Origin of the sequence: Nocardioides mangrovi (genome assembly GCF_020073815.1) — a bacterium.
Lineage (GTDB): Bacteria > Actinomycetota > Actinomycetes > Propionibacteriales > Nocardioidaceae > Nocardioides > Nocardioides mangrovi.
The window spans coordinates 119,014-143,130 of record NZ_JAIQZJ010000002.1 but is presented as its reverse complement, the minus strand read 5'-3'; the positions used below and the strand labels follow the sequence as shown (position 1 = coordinate 143,130).

The 24,117-nt window shown below is 72.4% G+C and carries 22 protein-coding genes; 13 read left to right on the top strand and 9 right to left on the bottom strand.

The genetic code is table 11. From position 1 onward, the window contains the following. The first annotated feature begins 40 nt into the window (after window positions 1-40). On the top strand, window positions 41-2,047 hold the full coding sequence (locus K8U61_RS05975; RefSeq protein ID WP_224122078.1) for an ATP-dependent DNA helicase: 2,007 nt from the start codon (window positions 41-43) through the stop codon (window positions 2,045-2,047). On the opposite strand, the gene K8U61_RS05970 is transcribed toward K8U61_RS05975, so the two are convergent. From K8U61_RS05970 to lexA, 5 genes are all read right to left on the bottom strand, one after another. Beyond that, window positions 2,044-3,600, bottom strand: a complete 1,557-nt coding sequence (locus tag K8U61_RS05970; protein ID WP_224122077.1) for an MXAN_6640 family putative metalloprotease — start codon at window positions 3,598-3,600, stop codon at window positions 2,044-2,046. The two genes, K8U61_RS05975 and K8U61_RS05970, sit on opposite strands and share 4 nt — an antisense overlap. A 50-nt stretch (window positions 3,601-3,650) precedes the next feature. Continuing rightward, the gene (locus K8U61_RS05965) at window positions 3,651-4,895 is read right to left on the bottom strand and encodes an alkaline phosphatase family protein (protein ID WP_224122076.1); all 1,245 of its coding nucleotides are present in this window, start codon (window positions 4,893-4,895) and stop codon (window positions 3,651-3,653) included. Beyond that, window positions 4,892-6,583 (bottom strand): alkaline phosphatase D family protein, encoded by a 1,692-nt coding sequence (locus K8U61_RS05960; RefSeq protein WP_224122075.1) that lies wholly within the window; start codon window positions 6,581-6,583, stop codon window positions 4,892-4,894. Before K8U61_RS05960 ends, K8U61_RS05965 begins: the two co-directional genes overlap by 4 nt. Window positions 6,584-6,592: 9 nt before the next feature. Further along, window positions 6,593-7,435, bottom strand: coding sequence for a phosphatase PAP2 family protein (locus K8U61_RS05955; protein ID WP_224122074.1), 843 nt, complete (start codon window positions 7,433-7,435; stop codon window positions 6,593-6,595). Between the two features lie 107 nt (window positions 7,436-7,542). Beyond that, on the bottom strand, window positions 7,543-8,283 hold the full coding sequence (gene lexA, locus K8U61_RS05950; RefSeq protein WP_224122073.1) for a transcriptional repressor LexA: 741 nt from the start codon (window positions 8,281-8,283) through the stop codon (window positions 7,543-7,545). Window positions 8,284-8,581: 298 nt separating this feature from the next. On the opposite strand from lexA, the gene K8U61_RS05945 reads away from it, so the two are divergent. Together K8U61_RS05945 and K8U61_RS05940 are read left to right on the top strand one after the other, a co-directional pair. Next, window positions 8,582-8,962 (top strand): LysM peptidoglycan-binding domain-containing protein, encoded by a 381-nt coding sequence (locus K8U61_RS05945; RefSeq protein ID WP_224122072.1) that lies wholly within the window; start codon window positions 8,582-8,584, stop codon window positions 8,960-8,962. Between the two features lie 121 nt (window positions 8,963-9,083). Next, entirely contained in the window at window positions 9,084-9,497 is a 414-nt protein-coding gene (locus K8U61_RS05940; protein ID WP_224122071.1) for a DUF3052 domain-containing protein, read from the top strand. A gap of 10 nt (window positions 9,498-9,507) precedes the next feature. On the opposite strand, the gene K8U61_RS05935 is transcribed toward K8U61_RS05940, so the two are convergent. Then, window positions 9,508-9,873, bottom strand: coding sequence for a hypothetical protein (locus tag K8U61_RS05935; RefSeq protein WP_224122070.1), 366 nt, complete (start codon window positions 9,871-9,873; stop codon window positions 9,508-9,510). A 76-nt stretch (window positions 9,874-9,949) separates the two neighbouring features. Here K8U61_RS05935 and K8U61_RS05930 point away from each other — a divergent pair, with 76 nt between their 5' ends. Beyond that, window positions 9,950-10,918, top strand: a complete 969-nt coding sequence (locus K8U61_RS05930) for an ATP-binding protein (protein WP_224122069.1) — start codon at window positions 9,950-9,952, stop codon at window positions 10,916-10,918. Between the two features lie 15 nt (window positions 10,919-10,933). On the opposite strand, the gene K8U61_RS05925 is transcribed toward K8U61_RS05930, so the two are convergent. Further along, entirely contained in the window at window positions 10,934-11,764 is an 831-nt protein-coding gene (locus K8U61_RS05925; RefSeq protein WP_224122068.1) for a SigB/SigF/SigG family RNA polymerase sigma factor, read from the bottom strand. Between the two features lie 405 nt (window positions 11,765-12,169). Between K8U61_RS05925 and nrdR the strand changes: the two genes are divergently transcribed. Both nrdR and K8U61_RS05915 read left to right on the top strand, forming a co-directional pair. Then, the gene (gene nrdR / locus K8U61_RS05920; protein ID WP_224122067.1) at window positions 12,170-12,646 is read left to right on the top strand and encodes a transcriptional regulator NrdR; all 477 of its coding nucleotides are present in this window, start codon (window positions 12,170-12,172) and stop codon (window positions 12,644-12,646) included. Between the two features lie 136 nt (window positions 12,647-12,782). Then, entirely contained in the window at window positions 12,783-15,683 is a 2,901-nt protein-coding gene (locus K8U61_RS05915) for a vitamin B12-dependent ribonucleotide reductase (protein ID WP_224122066.1), read from the top strand. A 180-nt stretch (window positions 15,684-15,863) separates the two neighbouring features. Here the strand turns inward: K8U61_RS05915 and K8U61_RS05910 are convergent, their stop codons facing one another. Continuing rightward, window positions 15,864-16,184, bottom strand: coding sequence for a putative quinol monooxygenase (locus tag K8U61_RS05910; protein ID WP_224122065.1), 321 nt, complete (start codon window positions 16,182-16,184; stop codon window positions 15,864-15,866). A gap of 55 nt (window positions 16,185-16,239) precedes the next feature. Between K8U61_RS05910 and K8U61_RS05905 the strand changes: the two genes are divergently transcribed. Further along, window positions 16,240-17,439, top strand: coding sequence for a cysteine desulfurase-like protein (locus tag K8U61_RS05905; RefSeq protein WP_224122064.1), 1,200 nt, complete (start codon window positions 16,240-16,242; stop codon window positions 17,437-17,439). On the opposite strand, the gene K8U61_RS05900 is transcribed toward K8U61_RS05905, so the two are convergent. Further along, entirely contained in the window at window positions 17,359-18,441 is a 1,083-nt protein-coding gene (locus tag K8U61_RS05900; RefSeq protein WP_224122063.1) for a hypothetical protein, read from the bottom strand. The genes K8U61_RS05905 and K8U61_RS05900 overlap by 81 nt on opposite strands. Before the next feature lie 121 nt (window positions 18,442-18,562). Between K8U61_RS05900 and K8U61_RS05895 the strand changes: the two genes are divergently transcribed. Genes K8U61_RS05895 through K8U61_RS25375 form a run of 6 tightly spaced genes read left to right on the top strand, consistent with a single transcriptional unit; the run spans window position 18,563 to window position 24,072 of the window. Next, window positions 18,563-18,970, top strand: a complete 408-nt coding sequence (locus K8U61_RS05895; RefSeq protein ID WP_224122062.1) for a MerR family transcriptional regulator — start codon at window positions 18,563-18,565, stop codon at window positions 18,968-18,970. Continuing rightward, window positions 18,967-19,908, top strand: coding sequence for an NAD-dependent epimerase/dehydratase family protein (locus K8U61_RS05890; protein ID WP_224122061.1), 942 nt, complete (start codon window positions 18,967-18,969; stop codon window positions 19,906-19,908). The genes K8U61_RS05895 and K8U61_RS05890 overlap by 4 nt, the downstream gene beginning before the upstream one ends. Window positions 19,909-19,959: 51 nt before the next feature. Then, complete coding sequence (locus K8U61_RS05885; RefSeq protein WP_224122060.1) at window positions 19,960-20,463, top strand: NfeD C-terminal domain-containing protein; 504 nt, start codon at window positions 19,960-19,962, stop codon at window positions 20,461-20,463. A 22-nt stretch (window positions 20,464-20,485) separates the two neighbouring features. Continuing rightward, complete coding sequence (locus tag K8U61_RS05880; protein ID WP_224122059.1) at window positions 20,486-21,925, top strand: flotillin family protein; 1,440 nt, start codon at window positions 20,486-20,488, stop codon at window positions 21,923-21,925. Window positions 21,926-21,949: 24 nt separating this feature from the next. Then, window positions 21,950-22,636: a response regulator transcription factor gene (locus K8U61_RS05875; protein ID WP_224122058.1), complete on the top strand. Its 687-nt coding sequence runs from the start codon at window positions 21,950-21,952 to the stop codon at window positions 22,634-22,636. Further along, window positions 22,633-24,072 carry a sensor histidine kinase gene (locus tag K8U61_RS25375; RefSeq protein WP_224122057.1) on the top strand — a complete coding sequence of 480 codons (1,440 nt, stop codon included), beginning with the start codon at window positions 22,633-22,635 and terminating at the stop codon, window positions 24,070-24,072. Before K8U61_RS05875 ends, K8U61_RS25375 begins: the two co-directional genes overlap by 4 nt. Window positions 24,073-24,117 lie beyond the last annotated feature (45 nt).

Genomic DNA, 24,117 nt, shown 5'->3' with positions numbered 1-24,117 from the left:
GCGAAGCGCGCCAGTCGGACGCCGCGGCTAGGGTTCTCGGGTGTCCGAGGCCCCCACCGTCACCTCCCCGGTGACCGAGCTCCTGGGCGCCGCGGTCGCGGCGCTCGGCGGGCAGGAGCGCGCCGGCCAGGTCGCGATGGCCCAGGCCGTCGCCGACGCGATGGAGCACGAGCAGCACCTCCTGGTGCAGGCCGGCACCGGCACCGGCAAGTCCCTCGCCTACCTGGTCCCGAGCCTCCTCCACGACGACCGGGTCGTCATCGCGACCGCGACGCTCGCGCTCCAGCACCAGCTGGTCGAGCGCGACCTGCCGCGGCTCGTGGAGGCGGTCGAGGCGGCGCCGGAGGGCACGGCCGTGGACACGTCGTACGCCGTCCTCAAGGGCCGCTCCAACTACGCCTGCCTGCACCGCATCCGCGAGGGTGTCCCGGACGACCAGGGCGCCCTCGACGTGGTGCTGCCCGAGGGATCGCTGGGCAAGAAGGTGCTCGAGCTGCGCACCTGGGCCGAGGAGCAGTCCGAGCACGGCGGCAGCGGCGAGCGCGACCACGCGCCGCGCCACACCGACCGCGAGTGGCGGCAGGTCAGCGTCAACCACCGCGAGTGCCTCGGCGCGACCAAGTGTCCTTTCGGGCAGGAGTGCTTCGCCGAGCTCGCCAAGGAGAAGGCCCAGCGCTCCCACCTGGTCGTCACCAACCACTCGCTGCTCGCGATCGACGCGATCGAGGGCGTGCCGATGATCCCCGAGTACGACGTGGTGGTGATCGACGAGGCCCACGAGCTGACCACGCGGGTGACCCAGGCGGCCACCGACGAGCTGTGGGCCGCCGAGGTCGAGCGGTCCGCGCGGCGCAGCCAGCGGCACGTCGACGGCAGCGAGGCCGACGACCTCGCCGACGCCGCCGACGCGCTGCGGGCGGCGATGGGGGAGGCCCGGACCGGGCGGCTCGACCCGGTGCCGCAGGACCTCGCCGACGCGCTCGTGCTGGTGCGCGACGCGGCGCGGGCGTGCGTCTCGGCCTACCCCAAGGGCGGCGCCGACAAGGGCGACGACGCCGATGCGGGTCTCCAGCAGGCGAAGGGCGCCGTCCAGGAGGTCTTCGCGACCGCCGAGCGGATGGCCGCCGACCTCGACTCCGACGTCCTGTGGCTGACCGAGGGCACCGAGCGGATGCCCCCACGGCTCTGCGTCGCGCCGCTCCAGGTGTGGGGCCCGATGCGCGACAAGCTGCTCAGCGACAAGACCGTGGTCTTCACCTCAGCGACGCTGATGCTCGGCGGCGACTTCTCCTCGGTCGCGACGAGCGTCGGCCTCAAGCCGTCCGAGCGGGCGACCGACGCCACCGCGGCCCCGGTCGGCGACACCATGCCCTGGCGCGGGCTCGACGTCGGCAGCCCCTTCGACTACGGCCGGCAGGCGATCCTCTACGTCGCGCGCCACCTGCCGCAGCCGGGCCGCGACGGTCTGGGCGCGGCCACGCTCGACGAGATCGTCGACCTCGTCGACGCCGCCGAGGGCCGCACCCTCGGGCTCTTCTCCTCGCGCCGCGCGGCCGAGGCCGCCGCCGAGGTGGTGCGCGAGCGGCTGCCGCACCTCACCACGCTCGCCCAGGGCGACGCCCAGCTCCCGGAGCTCGCCGCCCAGTTCGTCGGCGACCCGCACACCTGCCTCTTCGGCACCCTCAGCCTCTGGCAGGGCCTCGACGTCCCCGGCGACACCTGCCAGCTCGTGCTCATCGACCGGATCCCCTTCCCCCGGCCCGACGACCCGCTGCTGAGCGCGCGGCAGAAGGCCGCCGACCAGGCCGGCGGCAACGGCTTCATGCAGGTCGCCGCGACCCACGCCGCGCTGCTGATGGCGCAGGGCGCCGGCCGGCTGATCCGCACCAGCAGCGACCGCGGCGTCGTGGCGGTGCTCGACCCGCGGCTCGCGACCGCCCGCTACGGCGGCTTCCTCAAGGCGAGCCTGCCGCCGATGTGGACGACGACCGACCCGGCCGTCGTCCGCCAGGCGCTGACCCGGCTGGCGGGGTCGGCGCAGGACTAGCTCCGGACCGCCTGGACCTTCCACTTCATCGCGCGGTTGTCGTCCTTCGACCGGCCGTGGCAGGAGTAGGCGCCGCCGGACTGCCAGCAGCGGTACGCCGTACCGGCGTTGGTCAGGGTGATCTCGACGTGGTCGACGGCGCGGGAGCCGAAGGACACCTTCGCGTCGCCGTTTCCGCGCTTGCCCAGCTTGACCAGGTGGGTGCGCGGGTCGCCGTGCGTGCGGTAGACGGTGACGAGGGCGGCCGAGCCGAGCTTGGTGTTCGGGAGGTCGACGCCGATCTTCAGCGACCACCCCGACGCCAGACCGGAGCCCGGGGCGACGGCGAGGGTCGAGGTGGCGAGGTGGTCGAGCCGGACGGTCGCCCAGTCGGTGCTCCGGTGCGCCTTGGTGAGGGTGACGGTGCGGCGCAGCGGCGCCTGCGGGTAGTGCTTGCCCTCGGCGTACGACGCCGCCGGGCGGCGGTTGGCGACGGCGAAGTCGGCGAGCACCCGGCGCAGCGAGACGTCGTGGTCGGCCAGCACCTTGGTCACGGCCTGGATGGAGTAGTCGTCGGGACCGGTCACCGAGTCGGCGTCCTCCCAGATCTTCCGGATGATCACCGGCAGCCCGCCGACCGTCCGCGGGAAGCGCTCGGTGAGGTAGCGGAAGAAGATCCAGCCGCCGTAGACGCTCAGGCCGTTGCCGAGGTCGAGCGGCCGGGTGGGGTTGGAGATCGGGCTGTCCTGGAGGTACTGCCGGTTGTCGTTGATGCTCGTGTAGAGCTCGTCCTCGGCCCAGGTCGCCGTGGCCTCGTAGAACCACGGGTCCTCGAAGTAGTCGTAGGCGAACTGCACGGCGTGGAAGATCTCGTGCGCCGCGGTCACCTTGAGGTTCTGCAGCGGGGTGTGCGCGCTCGCCCAGGAGTAGTCGGTGTTGAAGGCGCAGTAGGCCCAGGTGTCGTAGGGACCCGGGTCGGACGGCTCCTGGTCGGTGCTGCAGTAGCCGTAGTACGACGGGCCGAGGTCGTCGAGGTAGACGTCGAACAGGCCGTTGCCGCCACCGCGGGTGCCGTCGGACTCGGGGGCCCGGTAGCCGGCCTTGTCGTAGGTCGCGAGCACGTGCTTGACGACGTCGGCGACCTTGGACACCCACTGGTTGCCGGCGGTGCCGGCGTCCCAGTGCACGCGCACGCTGCCGAAGTCGCGCTGCTGCGGGTCGCTCCAGTCCGACGTCGTCGGGGGGCGGTTGTTCAGCAGCGCCGCGGCCCGCGCACGCTCGGCCGAGGTGGTCAGCTCGTCCTGGTGGATCCGCAGGTCGCGCAGCGCCATGGTCAGGTCGGTCCCCGTCTCGGTGGGGGCCGTGCTGCGCCCCTCGGCGCGCGCGCCGGCGGTCGGCGCGAGCGCCGCCTCCACGGTCGCCAGCGCCTGCTCCGCGACCGCCGTCGACCCCTCCGGCTCCGGGTCCGCGACAGCCGTCGCGGTCGCCGGTGCGGCCGTCAGGACCCCCGCGACCAGGGCGGTCGAGAGGGCCGAGATGAGCGTGGGGAACAGCAGGCGAGGACCAGGGAGCACCGGACTACTGAACCCTACGAACCTGTGAAATCCCAACCCGCCGGGCCGACTCAGAGCAGCGCGCGACCGTCGTAGCCACCCTTCGGGGCGCCGACGCCGAAGAAGCGCGCGAGGGTGGGGGTGACGTCGACGGTGTGGGCCATCCGGGTCGAGGCCGTCCTCCGCGGGACGGCCCGGTGGCCGCCGGCGACGAAGAACGGGATCGAGCGGGTGGCCGGGTGCCCGTGGTTGCCGGGGATCGGGTTGGAGGTCACGGGGTCCGGGTCGCTGAAGCGCCAGCCGGCCTCGCAGAAGACCACGACGTCGCCGGCCTCGGGGCCGAGCCGCAGCCACGGCGCGGTCCGGTCGTACGCCGCCAGCACACCCTCCTGCTCCGTCGTGATCGCCCGCATCCGGCGTACCGCCTGCTCGCGCTGGTTGTCCGGGCCGGTCCAGTAGAGGAGGTCGGCGCCGCCGTTGTCGGCGATCTGCACCCGGTCGGCCAGCAGGTCGTCCTCGGCGAGCGGCCCCGAGAGGCTGATCACCTTGCCCGGGGTCGACCAGTCCATCGAGTGGTCGGCGAGCACGATCATCACCGCGTGGTCCCAGGCCCCCGACTCCTGGAGGGCGTCGACGAACCGGCCGACCTGGGCGTCGGTGTCGGCGAGCGCCGCACGCCGCGCGAGCCTGAGCGTGGTGCCCGTGAGGTCGGCGTGCCCGAAGCGGTCGATGTCGCCGAGGTTGACGAACATCAGGTGGGGGTCGAGCTCCTGGTGCATCGTGATCGCCGCCTCGATCGTGAAGACGTCGGGCGCGTGCTCGGTGATCGGCAGCGTCGGCTGCGGCTCCCAGCGGTGGGTGGCGCGCTCGCCGAAGACGCCGTAGAGGTACTCCTTGCTGAGCACCGTGCCGGTCGTCAGACCGTGCCGGTTGAGCCGCTCGATGAGCGTCGTCACCGTGATGTCGGTCGGCTGGTCCATGTCGCGGACCGCGGCCATCTCGCGGTCGTAGATCGAGTTGGCCGGCACGCCGGAGCGGTCCGGCCGGACGCCGGTCATCATCATCACGTGGTTGGGGATCGTCTCCATCACCGGCATCGACTGCGCGCGCGGGAAGCGCAGCCCGGCGTCGCGGAGCCCGGCCAGCGTGGGCGTCAGGCCGCTGTCGAGCTCGTCGGGCCGGCAGCCGTCGATGACGACGACGTAGGCGCGCTTGCGGGTCGTGGTCGCCGCGTACGACGGCGAGAAGCCGGCGGCCGTGGAGAAGACGAGGCCGGCGGCTCCGGCGCGCAGGAACGTCCGTCGGGTGGTCGTCACACCGGCTCCTCGACCTGCTCGATGCGGCCGGTGCCGGTCGCGGTGGCGTAGGACACCGACCAGGTGATGGGGGTGTCGCGGTCGGCGCGGTCGCCGATGACGTACCAGTCCATCTGCGCGCGCTCGGCGGTCAGGTCGAGCACGGAGAAGCCGTGGCTGTCGAAGTCGAGGTACCGGATGTGCCGGTTGTTGGCCTTGATCAGCTCCTCGACGGCGACGCTCGTGGTGCGCGGCGGGGTGCCGGTGATGTCCTTGAGGTTGCTCGAGGTGACCGAGGCACAGACGAACTCCACGCCGGCGGTGTCCCCGATCGCCAAGGGATCGGAGAGCGTCGCAGCGTCGTAGGGCAGCTCGGCCGCCCAGCCCGAGTGGATGTCGCCGGTGATGAAGAGCGCGTCGGTGACCTGGTGGTCGCGGATGTGCTGGAAGATCTCGCGCCGGTCGTCGGTGTAGCCGTCCCACTGGTCGACGTTGTAGGCCACGCCGTCGCGCGGCAGCAGCCCGGTGACGTCGTTGATCGGGTCGACCAGGTCGTGCGGCAGGGCGGCGAAGTCGACCGGCGCGATCATGACCGGGTTGCCGACCACCTTCCACTGCGCCCGCTTGTTGGCGAGCGAGGCTTTCAGCCAGTCCATCTGGGCGCGGCCGGTGATGGTGCGGTCGGGGTCGCTGACGTCGCCGTCGGGCACCGTCAGCTGGGCGTCGCGGTAGGTGCGCAGGTCGAGCATGCTGATCTCGGCCAGCTGCCCGAAGCGCAGCCGCCGGTAGAGCCGGTCGCCGTCGCCGAGCCGGGCGGTGCCGTCCAGGCGGGCCGGCATCCACTCGTCGTACGCCCGGTGCGCGCGAGCGCGGCGCCGGTGGAAGTCGCCCTCGCCGAGGTCGGTGTTGTGGTTCTCCGCGCCGTCCTTGTAGGCGTCGTTGGCGACCTCGTGGTCGTCCCAGGTCACGATCCACGGGTAGCGCGCGTGCAGGTCCTGGAGGTCGGGGTCCCGCTTGTACTGCGCGTGCCGCTGCCGGTAGTCGGTGAGCGAGAGGATCTCGTGCGCCGGCACGTGGGTCCGGATGTCCTCGTCGTCGGGGCCGTAGCCGTACTGGCCCGGGCCGTACTCGTAGATGTAGTCGCCCAGGTGGACGACGGCGTCCAGGTCGTCGCGCGCCGCCAGGCCGCGGTACGCCGCGAACCAGCCCGCCTGCCAGTTGGCGCAGGACACGACGCCGAAGCGCAGGCGCTCGGGTGAGGCGTCGGCCGCGGGCGCCGTACGGGTGCGGCCGACCCGGCTCGTCGCGTCGCCGAGGTGGAAGCGGTAGTGGTAGTCGGTGGCCGGCGCGAGGCCGGTGACGTCGACCTTGACCGTGTGGTCGCGGGCCGCGCTGGTCGCGAAGCGGCCGCTGCGCACGATCCGGCGGAAGCGGGCGTCCCGGGCCACCTCCCACCGCACCTCGACCTGCGGGCCCTTGCCCGACCCGGGCGTGCTCGCCGGGGTCGGGGTGACCCGCGTCCAGATCACGACGGCATGGGGGAGTGGGTCGCCCGAGGCGACGCCGTGCCGGAAGGGGTGGGCGCGGGCTGCGGTCGCGGCGACGGCAACGGCGGGTCCGCCTGCGGTCAGCGCGACGCCGGCGGCGCCGGCAGCACCGGACGCGAGCACGGTCCGGCGGTGGACGGGCAGGGGTGGCGGCGTGGACATGGGCACGGCCTACCCAACGACCGGCGGCTCCTCACGTGACGCGGGCGCCACGGGCGAGAGTTCATCCGGAGTTCGCTCAACGGCGGGCCTCTGCCACAACCGCTGGATCGGGATCCGACCGATCGCGGCGGCCAGCACCCACGCCACGAGGATCACGATCCAGCCGACGAGCGCGTCGATCACCCAGTGGTTGCCGGTGCCGACGATGACCACGGCGGTGCCGAGGGCGTAGAGCCAGCCGAGGACGCGCACCCAGTAGCGGGTGGCGTAGACCTGGAGCGCGAGGGCCACCCACAGGGACCAGCCGGCGTGCAGGGAGGGGAACGCCGCGAGCTCGTTGGTCAGCCCACCGAGGCCGCGCGGCGCGGAGGCGTCGCCGCCCCACCAGCCGTCGGCGGCGTGCAGGCTGAGGACGTCGACGTACCCGGTGAGGTAGCGCGGCGGCGCGGTCGGCAGCGTGATGTAGGCGAGCAGGCCGAAGAGAGTGCCGATGACGAGCGCGCGCCGGGCCGGGCCGTAGCGGTCGGCGCCCAGGCGCCAGAGCCAGATCAGGACGGCGCCGGTGACGACGTAGTGCAGCGAGGCGTACCAGTAGCTGCCCGCGAGCCCGAGCACCTTGTGGTCGGTGAAGAGCTGGTTGAGCGGCGACTCCCAGCTGATGCCGAGGAGGTTCTCGATGTGGAGGAGGTCGTTGGCGCGGGACAGCGCGGGCTTCATCGAGGTGTCCGCGAGCAGTCGGGCGAGGCTGTAGAGCACCCAGAGCCCGAGGATCAGGAGCAGCTCGAAGATCGCCCGGACCCAGCGGGGCGTCGTCCGGTCCCCCTTCGGGCGAAGCGCAGGTGCTGTCGTCACAGCCCCAACGTTCTCCATGCGACCTCCCCGTGCCATCCGGGCACTACCCGGAATCAACCCCAGGGTCCGCTCAGGTGTTCCCCCGACAGCCTCGGCCGCCGACCCGACTAGACCCGGCGCAGCACCGCCGTCACCTTCCCGAGGATGGTGGCGTGGGTGCCGTCAATAGGATCGTAGGCAACATTGTGTGGCAGCAGCCACACATTTCCGTCCTTGCGCTGGAACGTCTTCACGGTCGCCTCGCCGTCGATCATGGCCGCGACGATCTCGCCGTTCTGGGCGGTCTGCTCCCGCTTGATGACCACGTAGTCGCCGTGGCAGATGGCCGCGTCGACCATCGAGTCGCCGGAGACCTCGAGCAGGAAGAGCTCGCCGTCGCCGACCAGCTGGCGGGGGAGCGGGAAGACGTCCTCGAAGCGCTCCTCGGCGAGGATCGGCCCACCGGCGGCGATCCGGCCGAGCAGCGGGACGTACTGCGCCGGCGGGGCGGCGTCGCCGACGCCGGTCTCGTCGTACGCCGACTCCTCGGCCGCCGAGAGGGCGCGACGCGCGGCCATCACCTCGGGCAGGAAGACCTCGAGGGCCCGGGGCCGGTTGGGGTCGCGCTTGAGGAAGCCCTTCTCCTCCAGCGTCTTGAGCTGGTGGGCCACGCTCGAGGAGCTCGTCAGGCCGACCGCCTCGCCGATCTCGCGCATGCTCGGCGGGTAGCCGCGCTTCTCGATGGAGTCCTTGATGTGCGCGAGCACGCGCTGCTGCCGCGGGGTCAGACCCGTCGCGTCGGGCGGTCCGTCGGGGAGCTCTGCGACCCGGGGTGAGCCGGGCGCAGTCCCCTTCTTCTGGGTGGCCATGGACCGACGGTAGTCCTCCGGGCCGCCCGGGTTCAAACATCTGTTCGAACGGCGTGTCGGCCGCGCCGGTCCGTCGATCCTCTCGAACAAATGTTCGCCAGGTGCTTGCGTCGTTCGAACAGGTGCTCTAACTTCGTACATGTGTTCGATCGAACGTCTGATCGATCCGGAGGTCCAGACAGGTTCCCCACTTCCCAGGGGTGACTGTCGGTGGCGGCCTCTAGAACTGATCCCGACACCAGATCCGACACACCGGACCCGAGGCCGAGCGACGGCCACTTCCCCAGGAGGTTCACCCATGAGCAGCATGACGATCGACCAGATGTTCACCGGCAAGCCGGCCGCCCGCCCCGCCCCCCGCATCGGTGGGCGCAGCGGTGGGCGCAGCTCGGTGCGTCTCACCCGCCGCGGACGCGTCGTCGTGGTCCTGCTCGCGCTGTCGGTCGTCCTCCTCGTCGGCTTCGCGCTCGCCTCGGGTTCGGTGGCGACCGACCACCCCGGCACCCCCGCGCCGACGCGCGTGGTGCAGGTCGGCCCGGGCGACACCCTCTGGGGGATCGCCGCCACGGTCGCCGGTGACGGCGACGTGCGGGCCATGATCGCCGAGATCGAGGACCTCAACGCGCTCGACTCCGGCATGGTCGTCGCCGGCCAGCGCCTCCTGGTGCCCGCCCCGTAGCGGCACCCACACACGTCGTCAGCCGACTCGACCCCGGCTGGCGCACACCGGGGAAGACGAGGGGCGGGACCGAGCGGCTGCGCGCGGTCCCGCCCCTCGCACCTGTCTCTACGCTCGGGCCATGGCCGGCTACTCGGGCACTCCGCTGCTCACCAAGCTCGGGATCAAGGATGAGCACGTCGTGCTCCTCGACCGGGCTCCGGACGGGTTCGGGCTGGGCGAGGCCGGCGCCCGCGTCGTACGCCGTCTGCCCGGGCCGGGCCGCAACCTCGACGTGACCCTCACCTTCCACACCACCCGCGCGAGCCTCGCCGCCCGGCTCCCGCAGCTGCTCGACCGCACCGCCACCGCCGGCATGGTCTGGATGTGCTGGCCGAAGAAGGCTGCCCAGAAGGCGCTCGGCATCGCCAGCGACCTCGACGACGGCTACGTCCGCGAGCTCGGGCTCGAGCTGGGCTGGGTCGACGTGAAGGTGGCCGCGGTGGACGACACGTGGTCGGGCCTGAAGTTCGTCCGCCGGCTGCGCGACCGGTAGCCGGCAGTCGTCAGCCCGCGTGCCGGCCGCCGATCGGGCGCGGTGGCTCGGGCGTGTCGTCGGGCCGCTCGCGCGGCGGCGGGGCGCTGGTGATGCCGAGCCGGCGCAGCGCCCGGGCCACCAGCATCAGCCCGACGAAGAGGCAGGCCACCGCGCCGACCGAGGCGAGAGCGAGGAACCACCACGCGGTGGTGTCGCCCCCGCGGGCCGTGGACCCGAAGTCGATCGCGGCGTACACGAGGTAGCCCCACGCGACGACGCAGCCGGTGATCGCCAGGGCGAGGAAGAGCAGCGCGGGCGAGAAGCGCTTCTTGCGGCGGGGGCCGCGGCGCGACCCGGCGCGCTTGCCGCTCGTCGCTCCCGTCCCATCCGTCACGGCGCCATTCTTGCTGATCGGACCACGGCGTGTGGCCACCACGGTCGAGGTGCCGCCGTGTTCTAGGCTGTCGGCCGTGGGGTGGTCCGGTGACGGGAGTGTGCCCGTCGCGTTCACCGACGCGACCGACGTCGATGCGGTAGCGCGCCTGCTGCTGCGCTCCCTCATGGAGCAGTCGAGCGTCCGGCGTGCCGGCATCGCGCTGACCGAGGGCGGCGGTCGCCGGCTCCGGTTCCTGGTGACCGACACCCTCGACGTGGAGGCCGCCACCTGGTGCCACATCGACGCCTACGACGACGTCCCGCTGACCGACGTGGTGCGCTTCGGCGAGCCGGTCGTCGGTGACGTCGGCAGCTTCGCCGACCGCTACACCAAGCTCCTGGCCGAGCAGACGGCCGAGGGAAGCCGGGCGCTCGCCGCCGTGCCGCTGCCCGACACCCCGTCCCCCCTGGGCGGCCTCGTGGTCTTCTACGACAGCCCGCAGGAGTTCGGTCCCGACCAGCTGATCGGGCTCGAGGACGTCGGCCGCGCGACCGCCGACGCCGTACGCCGGGTCCGCGCGCAGGCCGGCAGGGGACCGGCCGAGGCCGCAGCCGAGGTCCCCGGCATCACCGGTCGCGCCAGCCGCAGCGCCACCCTGATCCTGGCCGGCGACCCGCGCGCCGCGGGCGCCGCGCGCCACTTCCTGCGCGACCAGCTCGAGCAGTGGTCGGTCTCCGGCGATCCCGCCGACAGCGCCGAGCTCTGCCTCTCCGAGCTGGTCACCAACGCCGTCATCCACGCCGGCACCAGCAGCGAGCTGACCGTCACCCTGGAGGGCGACGAGCTCACCGTCGCGGTGCGCGACCTCGGCGGGTCGAGTCGACCCGGCGACGCCGAGTCGACCGTCCACCTCGTCGAGGACGAGGACCCGCTCCGCGTCTTCGGGCGCGGCCTGGTGCTGGTCGACGCGCTCGCCGACCGCTGGGGCTCGGAGGCCGACGCCACCGGCACGACCTCGTGGTTCGTGATGGAGCTCGGCGACCTCGAGACCGCCGCGTCCTGACCCGGCGACCGACCGTCAGGCGGCGGGCGCCGTGCTGGCCAGCTCCTGGCGCATCCGCGCGACCAGCCGGGTGAGCAGCCGCGAGACCTGCATCTGGCTGACCCCGATCTCGGCGCCGATCTCGGCCTGGGTGCACCCGCGGAAGAAGCGCATCTCGACGATGAGCTGCTCGCGGCGGGAGAGCTTGGCGAGCAGCGGCGCCAGGGTGGCGCGCGCCTCGGCGAGGTCGAAGCCGGGGTCGGACGCGCCGATCCGCATGCCGACGCTCTCGTCGCCCTCCTCGCTCCCCGTCGGCGCGTCGAGGGAGGTCGGCGCGAAGCAGCCGCTGGCCCCGAGGGCGTCGATGACCTGCTCGAGCTCGAGCCCGAGGTGGGCGGCGATCTCGCTGGGCCGCGGGGCGCGGCCCAGCTCCTGGTAGAGCTCGGCCTCGCAGCCGGAGATCTTCTGCTGGGTCTCCTGGATCGACCGCGGCGGACGCACCGCCCAGCCGAGGTCGCGGAAGTGCCGGCGGATCTCGCCGCGGATCGTCGGGACGGCGTACGACGCGAAGGGGTTGCCCTGGCTCGGGTCGAAGCCGTGGACGGCCTTGACCAGGCCGACGTACGCGACCTGCTCGAGGTCGTCGTCGGCGATGCCGCGCCCGCGGAACCGCCGGGAGAGGTCGCGGGCCAGCGGCATGTTGAGCCGGACCAGGTCGTCGTCGATCCGGCCGCGGCGCACGTAGGCGTCGGGGGCGTCCGGATCGACCTGGGACCGCTCGGCGAAGAGCCGGGCGGTGGTCTCGGTGCGGGTCTCGACCGCAGCCGTGCGGTCGGAGGTGGAGGGCGACGCGGAACTCGTGGACACAGTGCTCGTGGCAGTCAACGGAGGGAGCCTTCCGAAGGAGTGGTGGGGGCCCGTTGCCCCCGCAGGACTTCTCCCCGTCGATGGTCCAGCGTTAAACCACCCCGGTGGGTGAACTATCGCCCGCGACACGCCGTCCCGGGGCGCCGGTCCCGTCGCCGTTCTAGGGCCCTGACCTGCGGCTTTGCCGAACCGCGACGCCGCGTCGCGAGAAGTTCGCCGCGCCACTTGCACCACCCTGTCACCGGGCGTAGGGTTCCACTACATCTAGTAGTTACAACGATGTAGTTATCCACATCTGGTGGTCGTGGTCCTCCACATCACCCGCCGCGGAAGCCCCACAGGCTGGGGCTTGTTCTACACAACGTGACACTGGGATTTCCACAGGTCCTGGGGAGGAGGCCCGCGATGCACTGTCCGTACTGCCGCAACACCGACACGCGGGTCCTCGACTCCCGGGTGGCCGACGACGGCGGCTCGATCCGCCGCCGGCGCACCTGCTCGGCGTGCGAGCGCCGGTTCACTACGGTCGAGATGATGCAGCTGACCGTGCTCAAGCGGTCCGGGGCCACCGAGCCCTTCACCCGCGAGAAGGCGATCGCGGGGGTCCGGAAGGCCTGCAAGGGCCGCCCGGTCACCGAGGACCAGCTGGCGTGCCTGGGCCAGGCGGTCGAGGACGCGCTGCGCCTCGGCGGAGCCGCCGAGATCCCGGCCCACGAGGTCGGCCTGGCGATCCTCGAGCCGCTCCGCGCGCTCGACGAGGTCGCCTACCTGCGCTTCGCGAGCGTCTACCGGGCCTTCGAGTCCGCCGACGACTTCGAGGACGAGATCGCCGCGCTCCGGGCGGAGCGCGCGGTCGTCACGCAGCCCGTTCCGACGGGCTGACCCCAGACGGCCCGGCGTGCGTAGTGGGGAAGCTGCGCGCGCCGGGCCCACCAAGAACTCCGCGCCACCGCGACTGTCGGTGGCCGCAGCAATGATCGAAACCAGCACACAACCTCGAGAGACGGGACGCAGAGGGATGACCGAGACGGTGAGCGGCAAGGCCGGGAGCAAGGCGGGAGCCGGCCTGAAGATCCAGCGGGTCTTCAGCACGGAGGGGGTGCACCCCTACGACGAGATCACCTGGGAGCGCCGCGACGTCGTGCAGACCAACTGGAAGACCGGTGTCACGGTCTTCGAGCAGCGCGGTGTCGAGTACCCCGACTTCTGGTCGGTCAACGCCTCGACCATCGTCACGACGAAGTACTTCCGCGGTGCGGTCGGCTCCGACGAGCGTGAGTGGAGCCTCAAGCACATCATCGACCGCGTGGTGAAGACCTACACCAAGGCCGGTCGCGACTTCGGCTACTTCGCCACCGACGCCGACGCCGAGGTCTTCGAGCACGAGCTGACCTGGCTGCTCGCGCACCAGTACTTCTCCTTCAACAGCCCCGTCTGGTTCAACGTCGGCACCCCGTCGCCCCAGCAGGTCTCGGCCTGCTTCATCCTCTCGGTCGACGACTCGATGGACTCGATCCTCAACTGGTACAAGGAGGAGGGCTTCATCTTCAAGGGCGGCTCCGGTGCCGGCCTGAACCTCTCCCGGATCCGCTCCTCCAAGGAGCTCCTCTCCTCCGGCGGCACCGCCTCCGGCCCGGTCTCCTTCATGCGCGGCGCCGACGCCTCCGCCGGCACCATCAAGTCCGGTGGCGCCACCCGTCGCGCGGCGAAGATGGTCGTGCTCGACGTCGACCACCCCGACATCGAGGAGTTCGTCGCGACCAAGGCGCGCGAGGAGGACAAGATCCGCGCCCTGCGCGACGCCGGCTTCGACATGGACCTCGGCGGCGCCGACATCACCTCGGTCCAGTACCAGAACGCCAACAACTCGGTCCGCGTCACCGACGAGTTCATGCGTGCGGTCGAGGACGGGACCGACTTCGGCCTGCGGGCCCGCAAGACCGGCGAGGTCATCGAGCGCGTCGACGCCCGCGACCTCTTCCGCAAGATCAGCCAGGCCGCGTGGGAGTGCGCCGACCCGGGCCTCCAGTACGACGACACGATCAACGACTGGCACACCAACCCCGAGACCGGCCGGATCACCGCGTCCAACCCGTGCTCGGAGTACATGTCGCTCGACAACTCCTCGTGCAACCTCGCCTCGCTGAACCTGCTCAAGTTCCTCAAGGACGACGACACCTTCGACGGCGAGCTGTTCGCGCAGGCGGTCGAGATCATCATCACCGCGATGGACATCTCGATCTGCTTCGCCGACTTCCCGACCGAGGCGATCGGCAAGACCACGGTCGACTACCGCCAGCTCGGCATCGGCTACGCCAACCTCGGCGCGCTGCTGATGGCGATGGGCCTGGGCTACGACTCCGACGGTGGTCGCTCGATGGCCGCGACCATCACCTCGCTGATGACCGGCACGTCGTACAAGCGCTCGGCGGAGCTCGCCGGCATCGTCGGCCCCTACGCCGGCTACGCCCGCAACGCGGAGGCCCACAAGCGGGTCATGCGCAAGCACCAGGCGGCCAACGACACCGTCCGCACCCTGCACATCGCCGACAGCCAGGTGCACAAGCTGGCCACCCAGGCGTGGGCCGACGTGATCGCCCTCGGCGAGTCCAACGGCTTCCGCAACGCGCAGGCCTCGGTGCTCGCGCCGACCGGCACCATCGGCTTCATGATGGACTGCGACACCACCGGCATCGAGCCCGACTTCTCGCTGGTGAAGTTCAAGAAGCTCGTCGGCGGCGGCTCGATGCAGATCGTCAACCAGACCATCCCGCGCGCGCTGACCAAGCTCGGGTACGTCGACGAGCAGGTCGAGGCGATCGTCGCTTACATCGCCGAGCACGGCCACGTGATCGACGCCCCGGGCCTGAAGACCGAGCACTACGAGGTCTTCGACACCGCCATGGGCGCCCGCTCGCTCAAGCCGATGGGCCACGTGCGGATGATGGCGGCGGCGCAGCCGTTCCTCTCCGGCGCGATCTCGAAGACGGTCAACCTGCCGGAGACGGCGACCGTCGAGGAGATCGAGGAGGTCTACCTCCAGTCGTGGAAGCTCGGCCTCAAGGCCACCGCGATCTACCGCGACAACTGCAAGGTGGGCCAGCCGCTCGCCGACGGCGGCGGCAAGGCCAAGAAGGACGCCGCCGACGCGGCGGCCGCGGTCGTCACCGAGGCCGAGCCGAAGGTGATCGAGAAGATCGTCTACGCCCCGACCCGCAAGCGCCTCCCGAAGTCCCGCGTCTCGCGCACCACCTCCTTCACGGTCGGTGGCGCCGAGGGCTACATGACCTCGGGTGCCCACGAGGACGGCTCGCTCGGCGAGATCTTCCTCAAGCTCGGCAAGCAGGGCTCGACCCTGGCCGGTGTCATGGACGCCTTCTCGATCTCGATCTCGATCGGCCTGCAGTACGGCGTCCCGCTGGAGACCTTCGTCTCGAAGTACACCAACCAGCGCTTCGAGCCGGCCGGTCTGACCGACGACGCGGACATCCGGATGGCCCAGTCCGTCATGGACTACGTCTTCCGCCGCCTGGCCCTCGACTACCTCGACTTCGAGACCCGTCAGGGCCTGGGCATCTACTCCGCCGAGGAGCGCCAGCGCTACCTGGAGACCGGCTCCTACGAGCCCCTCCCGGAGACCGGCAACACCGCGGCCGAGCTGATGGAGTCCCCGGTCATCGAGCTCCTCGCCGACGACGACGAGGTGATCGAGGTCGAGGCCGAGGACAAGCCGTCCGTCGAGGGCATCGCGGCCGCCGCGCCCGCCCCCGCCACAGCCCACACCTCCGCCGAGCTCCTCGAGCAGATCACCGGCACCGCCGTCGACAGCCCGCTGTGCTTCACCTGCGGCACCAAGATGCGCCCCGCCGGCTCCTGCTACGTCTGTGAGGGCTGCGGCAGCACCTCCGGCTGCAGCTGACCCAGGCCCGCACGACGGCCCCGACACCACCCGGTGTCGGGGCGGTCGGCGTCTGCGGGTGCCGTCGCCGGCTGAGCTCGGGACGTCATACGGACGGTGCTATAGAAGGCTCCATCCGTATGACGTTGCGTCGATCGCGGGCAATCAGATCAACGTCCGCGCCGGCCACATCTTCGGCTGCTAGTCGACGCGCATCTCGCCGAGCTCGGACCAGTCGGTGCCGGGGACCTGGAAGTTCACGATCCGCGGGGTCTCCTCGAGGTACTGCGGCAGGTCGGCCTGGGCCTGCTTGAAGTGGTCGGAGGTGACGTGGGCCTCGGCGGCGTCGTCCTGGAAGGCCTCGACGAGGACGTACTCGAGCGGGTCGTCGACCGAGCGGGACCAGTCGAACCAGAGGTTGCCGGGCTCGGCGCGGGTCGCCTCGGTGAAGGCGTGGGAGATCTCGGGCCAGCGATCGGCGTGAGCTTCCTTGACCCGGAACGTCGCGGTGATGAAGATCATTTGTCCTTCCTAGCCCATCAGGCCGGGTGGTTGCGAGGGGCGACATGATGTCGCCATGAGCCTCGACCTCGACCGCATCCGCAAGGACTTCCCCGCTCTCGACGGGGGCGTTGCGTACTTCGACGGGCCGGGTGGGAGCCAGACGCCGCGGCAGGTGCCGGAGGCGATGCTGGCGGCGATGACCGCCGGGCTGTCGAACCGCGGGACGGTGACGGACGCGGAGCGGCGGTCGGAGGAGCTGGTCGTCGGGACCCGGCAGGCCGTGGCGGACCTCCTCGGGTGCGACCCGGGCGGGGTGGTGTTCACGCGGTCGGCGACGCAGGCGACGTACGACGTGTCGCGGGCGCTGAGCAAGGAGTGGGGGCCGGGGGACGAGGTCGTGGTGACCCGGCTCGACCACGACTCCAACGTGCGCACCTGGGTGCAGGCCGCGGAGCGGGCCGGGGCGACGGTGCGGTGGGTCGGGTTCGACCGGGAGACCGCGGAGCTGCCCGTCGAGGCCGTCCGCGCCGAGCTGAGCGAGCGGACGAAGGTGGTCGCGGTGACCGGCGCGTCGAACGTGCTCGGCACCCGGCCGGACGTCCCCGCGATCGCGGCGGCGGTGCACGAGGTCGGGGCGCTGCTCTACGTCGACGGGGTGCACCTGACGCCGCACGCGCCGGTCGACGTGGCCGCGCTGGGGGCGGACTTCTTCGCGTGCTCGCCGTACAAGTTCTTCGGCCCGCACCACGGGATCGTGGTCGCCCGCCCCGAGCTGTTGGAGCGGCTGCACCCCGACAAGCTGCTGCCGTCGACCGACCGGGTGCCGGAGCGGTTCGAGCTCGGCACGCTGCCCTACGAGCTGCTCGCCGGGACGACGGCGGCGATCGACTACATCGCGGGGATCGCGTCCGACGCCGACGACCGGCGGACCCGCGTGCTGGAGTCGATGGCGGCGGTCGAGGAGCACGAGGACCGGCTGCTCCAGCGCCTGCTCGAGGGGCTGCGCGGCATCGACGGGGTCACGCTCTTCGGCGACCCCGAGCGGCGTACGCCGACGGTCTTCTTCACCGTCGGCCGTCGGGAGGACCGTGAGGTCTACGAGCACCTGGCGACGCTCGGCGTGAACGCACCGGCCAGCAACTTCTACGCCCTCGAGGCGTCCCGCTGGCTCGGCCTCGGCGACGCGGGCGCGCTACGCGCCGGACTCGCCCCCTACACGAGCGGGGATGACATCGACCGGCTCCTGGCGGGCGTCGCCGAGGCGGCCGGCTGACCGCTCGGGGCGCGAGGCGCCGGACGCCTTGCCCGGCGCGGTGGTCAGGATCGAGCGCGCCTGGCGGTCGACGAGGCCGGTGAGGAGCTGCTGGGCGAGGCCGAAGCCGAAGGCGTAGGCGAGGATCTGCTCCTGGCTGTCCAGGTCGGAGAAGCCGGGGATGAAGCCGCCGCGGATCGCGATCAGGGCGCCGATCGCACTGACCGCGCCGAGGGGGAGCTTGAGCAGCGCCAGCGCCTGGGGGACGTTGTACGGCGAGGCGGTGCCGCGCATGTTCCGGATCGCGAGGATCGCGGCGAGCAGGCCGCCGAGCGAGCCGAGCAGCACCACGGTCAGGACGTCGTGCGCCGACGCCGGGCCCGGCCCGGAGGCGCAGAACTCCCGGGTGCCGTCCGGGGTGAAGCAGAAGGGCACGTCGCCGGGGTTGCGCATCACGTAGACGGTGAAGAGGACGAGCAGGGCGGACATGGTGACGGCGCCCCCGAGGACGGTGTTGCGGAAGTTCCGCAGCCGGGCGTACTCCGCGTCGGCCGCCCCGAAGCCGACCTCGACGGCCTTGGCGAGCCGCGCGCGGCGTACCGGGTCCGGGTCGCGGACCTCCAGGAGTCGCAGCGCCGCGATCCGCCGCGGGTCGTCGCGGTCGAGGCCGCACTCGACGCGTGCGACGGCCTCGGGGATCTCCGCCTCGACCTCGTCGGGGGAGTAGAGGCCGACGAGCATCGCCTCGGCGGCGTGGAGGTTCTGGTACGCCGCGTCGACGAGCGTGCCGCGCCACCAGTTGCTCAGCGCGCCCGGCACCGGGTCCTGCCGCAGGGTGGCGCTGCGAGCGGCGGCCAGGCGACGGCGGATGCCGTCGTCGACGGCCTGCTGCGCGGGGGTCAGGCCGTCGGGCGAGGCCTCCATCGAGTCGAGGCGGGTCTCGATGACGTCGACGGCGACGTTGACGTCCTGCGCCCAGACCCGGCGGCAGGCGCGGGGGTGGTCCTGCGAGGTGATCGACATGGTGACCTCCCGGAACGGTCGATCGTGCCCTTCTCGTCGAGGAGCGGCGTCCGGCGTCGCTGATACCGCCCGGTCCCGACGGCTTGACCTGAAGCGCTTCAGGGTCCGCAGACTGGAGCACGTGCTGATCCACGAGGTGTCCGAACGGACCGGGCTGAGCCAGGCGACGTTGCGCTACTACGAGCGGATCGGGCTGGTCCCGCCCGTGCCACGGGACGACAGCGGGCACCGTTGGTACAGCGCCGAGGTCGTCGACGACCTCACCTGGCTGTCCTGCCTGCGCGCCACCGGGATGGGCATCGAGGACCTGCGCCGCTACCGCGACCAGCGCGCCGACGGCGACGCCCGCGAGCAGAGGCTGCTGCTCCAGCGGCACGCCGTACGGCTGCGCGCCGAGCTCGACCAGATGCAGGCGCGGCTCGACTACATCGAGACCAAGGCGCGGCTGTGGGCCGCGCGCGAGGCCGGGGACGCCGAGGCCGAGGCCGCCGTCGTCGCCGAGCTCGAGGCGGGGAGGGACATCCGATGAGCAGGATCCTGGTGACCGGTGGCTCGGGCTACCTCGGCTCGCACACGATCGTGGCCGCCCTCCGCGCCGGCTACGACGTGCGCGCGACCGTCCGCGACCTCGCCCGCACCGACGAGGTGCGCGCGACGGTCGGCGCGGACGTCGAGGTCGTCGCCGCCGACCTGATGGACGACGCCGGCTGGGCCGCGGCGGTCGACGGGGTCGACGGCGTCCTGCACGTCGCCTCCCCGATCCCGCTCGCGCAGCCCGAGGACCCCGACGAGCTCGTGGTCCCGGCTCGCGAGGGCACGCTGCGGGTGCTGCGGGCCGCCCGGGCCGGCGGCGTACGACGGGTCGTGCTGACGTCGTCGTTCGCGGCGATCGGCTACGGACGATCGGTCGGGCGCCCGTGGACCGAGGACGACTGGACCGAGCCGGGCGACACGCTCGCGCCCTACCCGCTCTCGAAGGTCGTCGCCGAGCGCGCCGCCTGGGACGACGTCGCCGAGCACGGCGCCCCCGAGCTGGTGGTGCTCAACCCGACCGGCATCTTCGGCCCCCTGCTGAGCGCGAACGTCGGGAGCTCGGCCGGGCTGGTGATCGGGATGCTGGGCGGCCGCTTCGCGGAGGCGCCGCGGCAGTCCTTCGGCATCGCCGACGTGCGCGACGTCGCCGAGGCGCACGTGCGGGCGCTCGAGGTGCCGGAGGCCGCGGGCCGACGGTTCCTGCTGACCTCGCCGCCGGCGACCTCGTGGCTCGGCCTGGCCGACACGCTGCGCGAGCGCTTCGGCGAGCTGGCGGCGCAGGCGCCGACCCGCGAGGTCGACGGCGATCCGGTCCCGGTCAACGAGTTCGACGTGTCCCGCGCCCGCGCGGTCCTCGGCTGGGACCCGCGACCGTCGGCCGACACGATCGCGGACACGGTCACCAGCCTGCAGCGCGTCGGTCTCCTCGCCTGATCGGGCCGACGGCAGGATTCACCTCGGATCGCCGGGGGTAGGTACGACCGCGTGACGGTCTTCCTCGTGATCGGCGTGGTCGGACTCGTGCTGCTCGCGATCAGCCTCCTGCTCGGCGACGTGCTCGACGGCGTCACCGACGGGCTGCCGAGCGACCTCTTCTCCACCGAGGTGATCGGCGCGTTCATCGCCGCGACCGGCTTCGGCGGCGCGGTCGCCGATGCGGCGGGGGCGCCCGCCGTCGTCGCGTGGCCGGTCGGCCTGGTCGCGGGTGGTCTCTTCGCCTGGTTCGCGGGTTGGCTGACGCGGCTCATCCGGTCCGGCGGCACCGACGAGTCGGTCAGCACCGACGACACCGTCGGCCACGCGGGCCGGGTCGTCAGCGCGATCCCGGCCGACGGGTTCGGCACCGTCACCGTGTACGTCGGAGGCCACACGCTCCGGCTCAACGCACGCTCCGACGTACCGCTCGAGGCCGGGGCGGAGATCCACGTCACCAGCGTGCTGTCGCCGACCGCGGTCACGGTCGCGCCCGTGTGGAACCAACTGCCCTGAACCCTCGTTCGGAAGGATCCCGATGGCTCTGTTGACCGCGCTCGGAGGACTCGTCGTCCTCCTGGTCCTCCTCGTCCTGCTCGTGACCAGCCGTTACAAGGTGGCCGGGCCCAACCAGGCGTTCATCGTCACCGGCCGCAAGGGCAAGGCCGTCCTCAACCCGGAGACCGGACAGCTCAGCACCGACCTCTCCGGCCAGAAGGTCGTGCTCGGCGGCGGCGTCTTCGTCATCCCCTTCGTCCAGAAGCTCGCGACGATGGACCTGTCGTCGCGACGCATCTCGGTCCAGATCCGCGGTGCGGTCTCGGGCCAGGGCATCAAGCTCAACGTGGAGGGTGTCGCGATCGTCAAGGTGGGCGGCAACGCCGACCAGATCCGGCTCGCCGCGCAGCGCTTCCTCAGCCAGCAGCAGGACGTCGAGCCCTTCACCCAGGAGGTGCTCGCGGGTGCGCTGCGCTCGATCGTCGGTGGCCTGACGGTCGAGCAGATCATCCGCGACCGGGCGGCCTTCGCCCAGCGGGTGGCCGACGAGTCGGAGAACTCCCTGACCGGACAGGGCCTGATCCTCGACACCTTCCAGATCCAGGACGTCACCGACGACGGCACCTACCTCGCCGACCTCGGACGGCCGGAGGCGGCGCGGATCCAGCAGGCTGCCGCGATCGCCGAGGCCAACGCCCGGCAGGCCGCGGAGCAGGCCAAGATCGCCGCCGAGCAGGAGATCGCCGTCTCCCAGCGCACGCTCGCGCTCAAGCAGGCGGAGATCAAGTCGGAGACCGACGCCGCGGCGGCTCAGGCGGCAGCGGCCGGGCCGCTCGCCCAGGCCGATCGCGACCAGGCGATCCTCACCGAGCAGGAGAAGGTCGCCGTACGCCGGGCCGCCCTGACCGAGCGCGACCTGGAGACCCAGGTGCGCAAGCCCGCCGACGCCGAGCGCTACCGCGTCGAGCAGGAGGCGGAGGGCCGGCGCAACGCCGAGATCGCCGCGGCCGACGCGCGCAAGGCCGCGACCATCGCCGCCGCCGAGGCGAAGGCGCAGGAGGCCCGGTTGACCGGTGAGGCCGAGAAGGCGCGGCGTACCGCGGAGGCCGAGGCGACCCGGGCCGAGGGCGAGGCCCAGGCGGCCGCGACCCTGGCCGTCGGCCAGGCGGAGGCCGAGGCGATGGACAAGCGGGCGGAGGCGTTCGCGCACTACAACGACGCCGCCGTGCTGCAGATGCTCGTCGAGGTGCTCCCGCAGATCGCGAAGGAGGTCGCGGCGCCGATCGCCGGGATCGACCAGCTCACCGTCATCTCGACCGAGGGCGCCGGAGCGCTGCCGCGGCAGGTCAACGACAACGTCGTGCAGACCCTCGCGATGCTCAAGAGCTCCACCGGCCTCGACCTCGAGTCGATGGTGCACCAGGCGGTCGGCCGGGCGACCGGCGGCTCGACGGACGGGGCGACGTCGACGGCCTCCTGATGGCGGCTCCCTAGACTCGCCCGCGTGAGCCGGGTGCTGATCGTCGACGACGAGGAGCCGGTGCGGGCGCTGCTGGCCTCCACGCTGCGCTTCGCCGGCCACGAGGTCGTCGAGGCCGGGGACGGGATCGCCGCCCTGGCGTGCCTCGAGCCGGGCGCTCCCGGCCGTGACCCGGACCTCGTCGTGCTCGACGTGATGATGCCGGGCCTGGACGGCTTCGAGCTCCTGAGCGTCGTACGCCGTCGCGGCGTCGAGCTGCCGGTGCTGTTCGTGACCGCACGCGGCGCGGTCGAGGACCGCGTGCGCGGTCTGCGCGCCGGCGCCGACGACTACGTCGTCAAGCCCTTCAGCGTCGCCGAGGTGACCGCCCGCGTGGAGGCACTGCTGCGGCGCGCGGGCACGACCACGACCGACGAAACGCTGCGCCTGGCCGACCTCGTCCTCGACCCGGTCGCCCACCGCGTCACCCGGGGTGGTGAGCCGGTCGAGCTGTCGCCGACCGAGTACCGCCTCCTCGAGCACCTCCTGCGCAACGCCGGACGGGTCCTCTCCAAGAGCCAGCTGCTCGAGCACGTCTGGGGCTACGGCTTCGGCGGGACCAACGTCGTGGAGCGCTTCGTCTCCAACCTGCGCCGCAAGGTCGACGCCGACCGGCCGCCCCTCATCCACACCGTGCGCGGCTTCGGCTACACCGCGCGGGTGCCCGAGTGACCCGCCCGTCGCGGACCTCGCTCCGCCTCCGGCTGCTGGTCCCGCTCCTCGTCCTCCTCCTCGTCGGCCTGGCCGGTGCGCCGCTGCTGTCGTCGGTGGTGATGACGCGACACTTCGACGAGCGCGCCCAGAACCGGCTCGTCGCCACCAGCCGCACGGTCGGCGGACTCCTGAGCGGCCGGCCCGCGGTCTCGATCCCCGAGGAGCGGCTCGCGTCGGTGGCCGTCCCGGGCGGCCTGCTGCTCGTCGGGCTCGACGAGGACGGCGACGTCGTCTTCGAGGTCGATCGTCGGGACCAGGCGTCGGCGGGCACCGGTGAGGAGGAGCTGCTCGCGGAGGTGCTCGGCGCCCGGGTGGGGGAGGCCGTCGACCCCGAGGTCGACGGCACGTCGTACGCCGCGATGCGCACCCTCACGCCCGGCCTCACCGTCGACACCGCCGACCGTGGGTCGCTCGGGGTCAGCCAGGTGGTCGTCGCCATCGACCGCAGCGACGACCAGGCCGTCGTCCGGGAGGTACGCCGGGCCGGGGTCGCCTTCGCGGTCGTCGCGATGGTGGTGCTCGGCGTGCTCGCGGCCTGGACGATCGGCCGCGGCCTGCGCCCGCTCACGGCGATGGTGCAGCTCGCCGACGACGCCGCGACCGACGGCGGGGGCGGCGGCTTCCGGACGGCGACGGAGCGCTCCGCGCCGGAGCTCGAACGCCTGGGCGCCGCCCTCACGGGCGCCTTCGAGGCCCGTGCCCAGGCGGAGGAGGCGGTCCGCGACTTCACGCTGGACGCGTCCCACGAGCTGCGCACCCCGCTCACCAGCCTCAGCGGCTGGCTCGACCTCTACGCGCAGGGCGGGCTCGCCGACCCGCACGAGCTCGAGCGCGCCATGGAGCGCATGGAGTCCGAGGTCGGACGGATGCGCCTGCTGGTCGACGAGCTCGACCTGCTGGCCCGCATGGACCAGGGGCTGCCCCTCGAGCTGGAGGACCTCCGCCTCGAGCCCGTGCTCGCGGGGATCGTCGACGACGCCCGCGTGGTCGATCCCGGGCGGCCGATCGCCCTGGAGGTCACCGGCGACCCGGACGTCCACGCCGACCGCCGGCGCCTCGAGCAGCTGGTCGGCAACCTCGTGGGCAACGCGCTCCACCACACCCCGGAGGGGACGCCGATCGAGGTCCGGGCCGAGAGCGGACCGTCCGCGGCGACCGTCTCCGTGGTGGACCACGGCCCCGGCTTCGCCACCGACGATCTGGAGCGGGTCTTCGAGCGCTTCCACCGCGTCGAGTCCGTACGGCGGGAGTCCGGCTCGGGCCTGGGTCTCGCCATCGTGCGGGCGATCGCCGATGCCCACGGCGGCACCGCGACCGCCTCGACGACGCCGGGCGGGGGCGCCACCGTGACCGTGCGGCTGCCGACCGTCAGCAAACCGTCAGGTCGTCCGTAGCCCGCCCGTCAGCAGCCGCCGGTTCCCTCGAGTCGGACCCATCTC

What these genes read in the sequence shown, in the direction of transcription:
- K8U61_RS05960 (WP_224122075.1), bottom strand. Translation starts at nt 6,583, where the DNA reads ATGTCCACGCCGCCACCCCTGCCCGTCCACCGCCGGACCGTGCTCGCG.
- lexA (WP_224122073.1), bottom strand. Translation starts at nt 8,283, where the DNA reads ATGGCCACCCAGAAGAAGGGGACTGCGCCCGGCTCACCCCGGGTCGCA.
- K8U61_RS05945 (WP_224122072.1), top strand. Translation starts at nt 8,582, where the DNA reads ATGAGCAGCATGACGATCGACCAGATGTTCACCGGCAAGCCGGCCGCC.
- K8U61_RS05940 (WP_224122071.1), top strand. Translation starts at nt 9,084, where the DNA reads ATGGCCGGCTACTCGGGCACTCCGCTGCTCACCAAGCTCGGGATCAAG.
- nrdR (WP_224122067.1), top strand. Translation starts at nt 12,170, where the DNA reads ATGCACTGTCCGTACTGCCGCAACACCGACACGCGGGTCCTCGACTCC.
- K8U61_RS05915 (WP_224122066.1), top strand. Translation starts at nt 12,783, where the DNA reads ATGACCGAGACGGTGAGCGGCAAGGCCGGGAGCAAGGCGGGAGCCGGC.
- K8U61_RS05910 (WP_224122065.1), bottom strand. Translation starts at nt 16,184, where the DNA reads ATGATCTTCATCACCGCGACGTTCCGGGTCAAGGAAGCTCACGCCGAT.
- K8U61_RS05905 (WP_224122064.1), top strand. Translation starts at nt 16,240, where the DNA reads ATGAGCCTCGACCTCGACCGCATCCGCAAGGACTTCCCCGCTCTCGAC.
- K8U61_RS05900 (WP_224122063.1), bottom strand. Translation starts at nt 18,441, where the DNA reads ATGTCGATCACCTCGCAGGACCACCCCCGCGCCTGCCGCCGGGTCTGG.
- K8U61_RS05890 (WP_224122061.1), top strand. Translation starts at nt 18,967, where the DNA reads ATGAGCAGGATCCTGGTGACCGGTGGCTCGGGCTACCTCGGCTCGCAC.
- K8U61_RS05880 (WP_224122059.1), top strand. Translation starts at nt 20,486, where the DNA reads ATGGCTCTGTTGACCGCGCTCGGAGGACTCGTCGTCCTCCTGGTCCTC.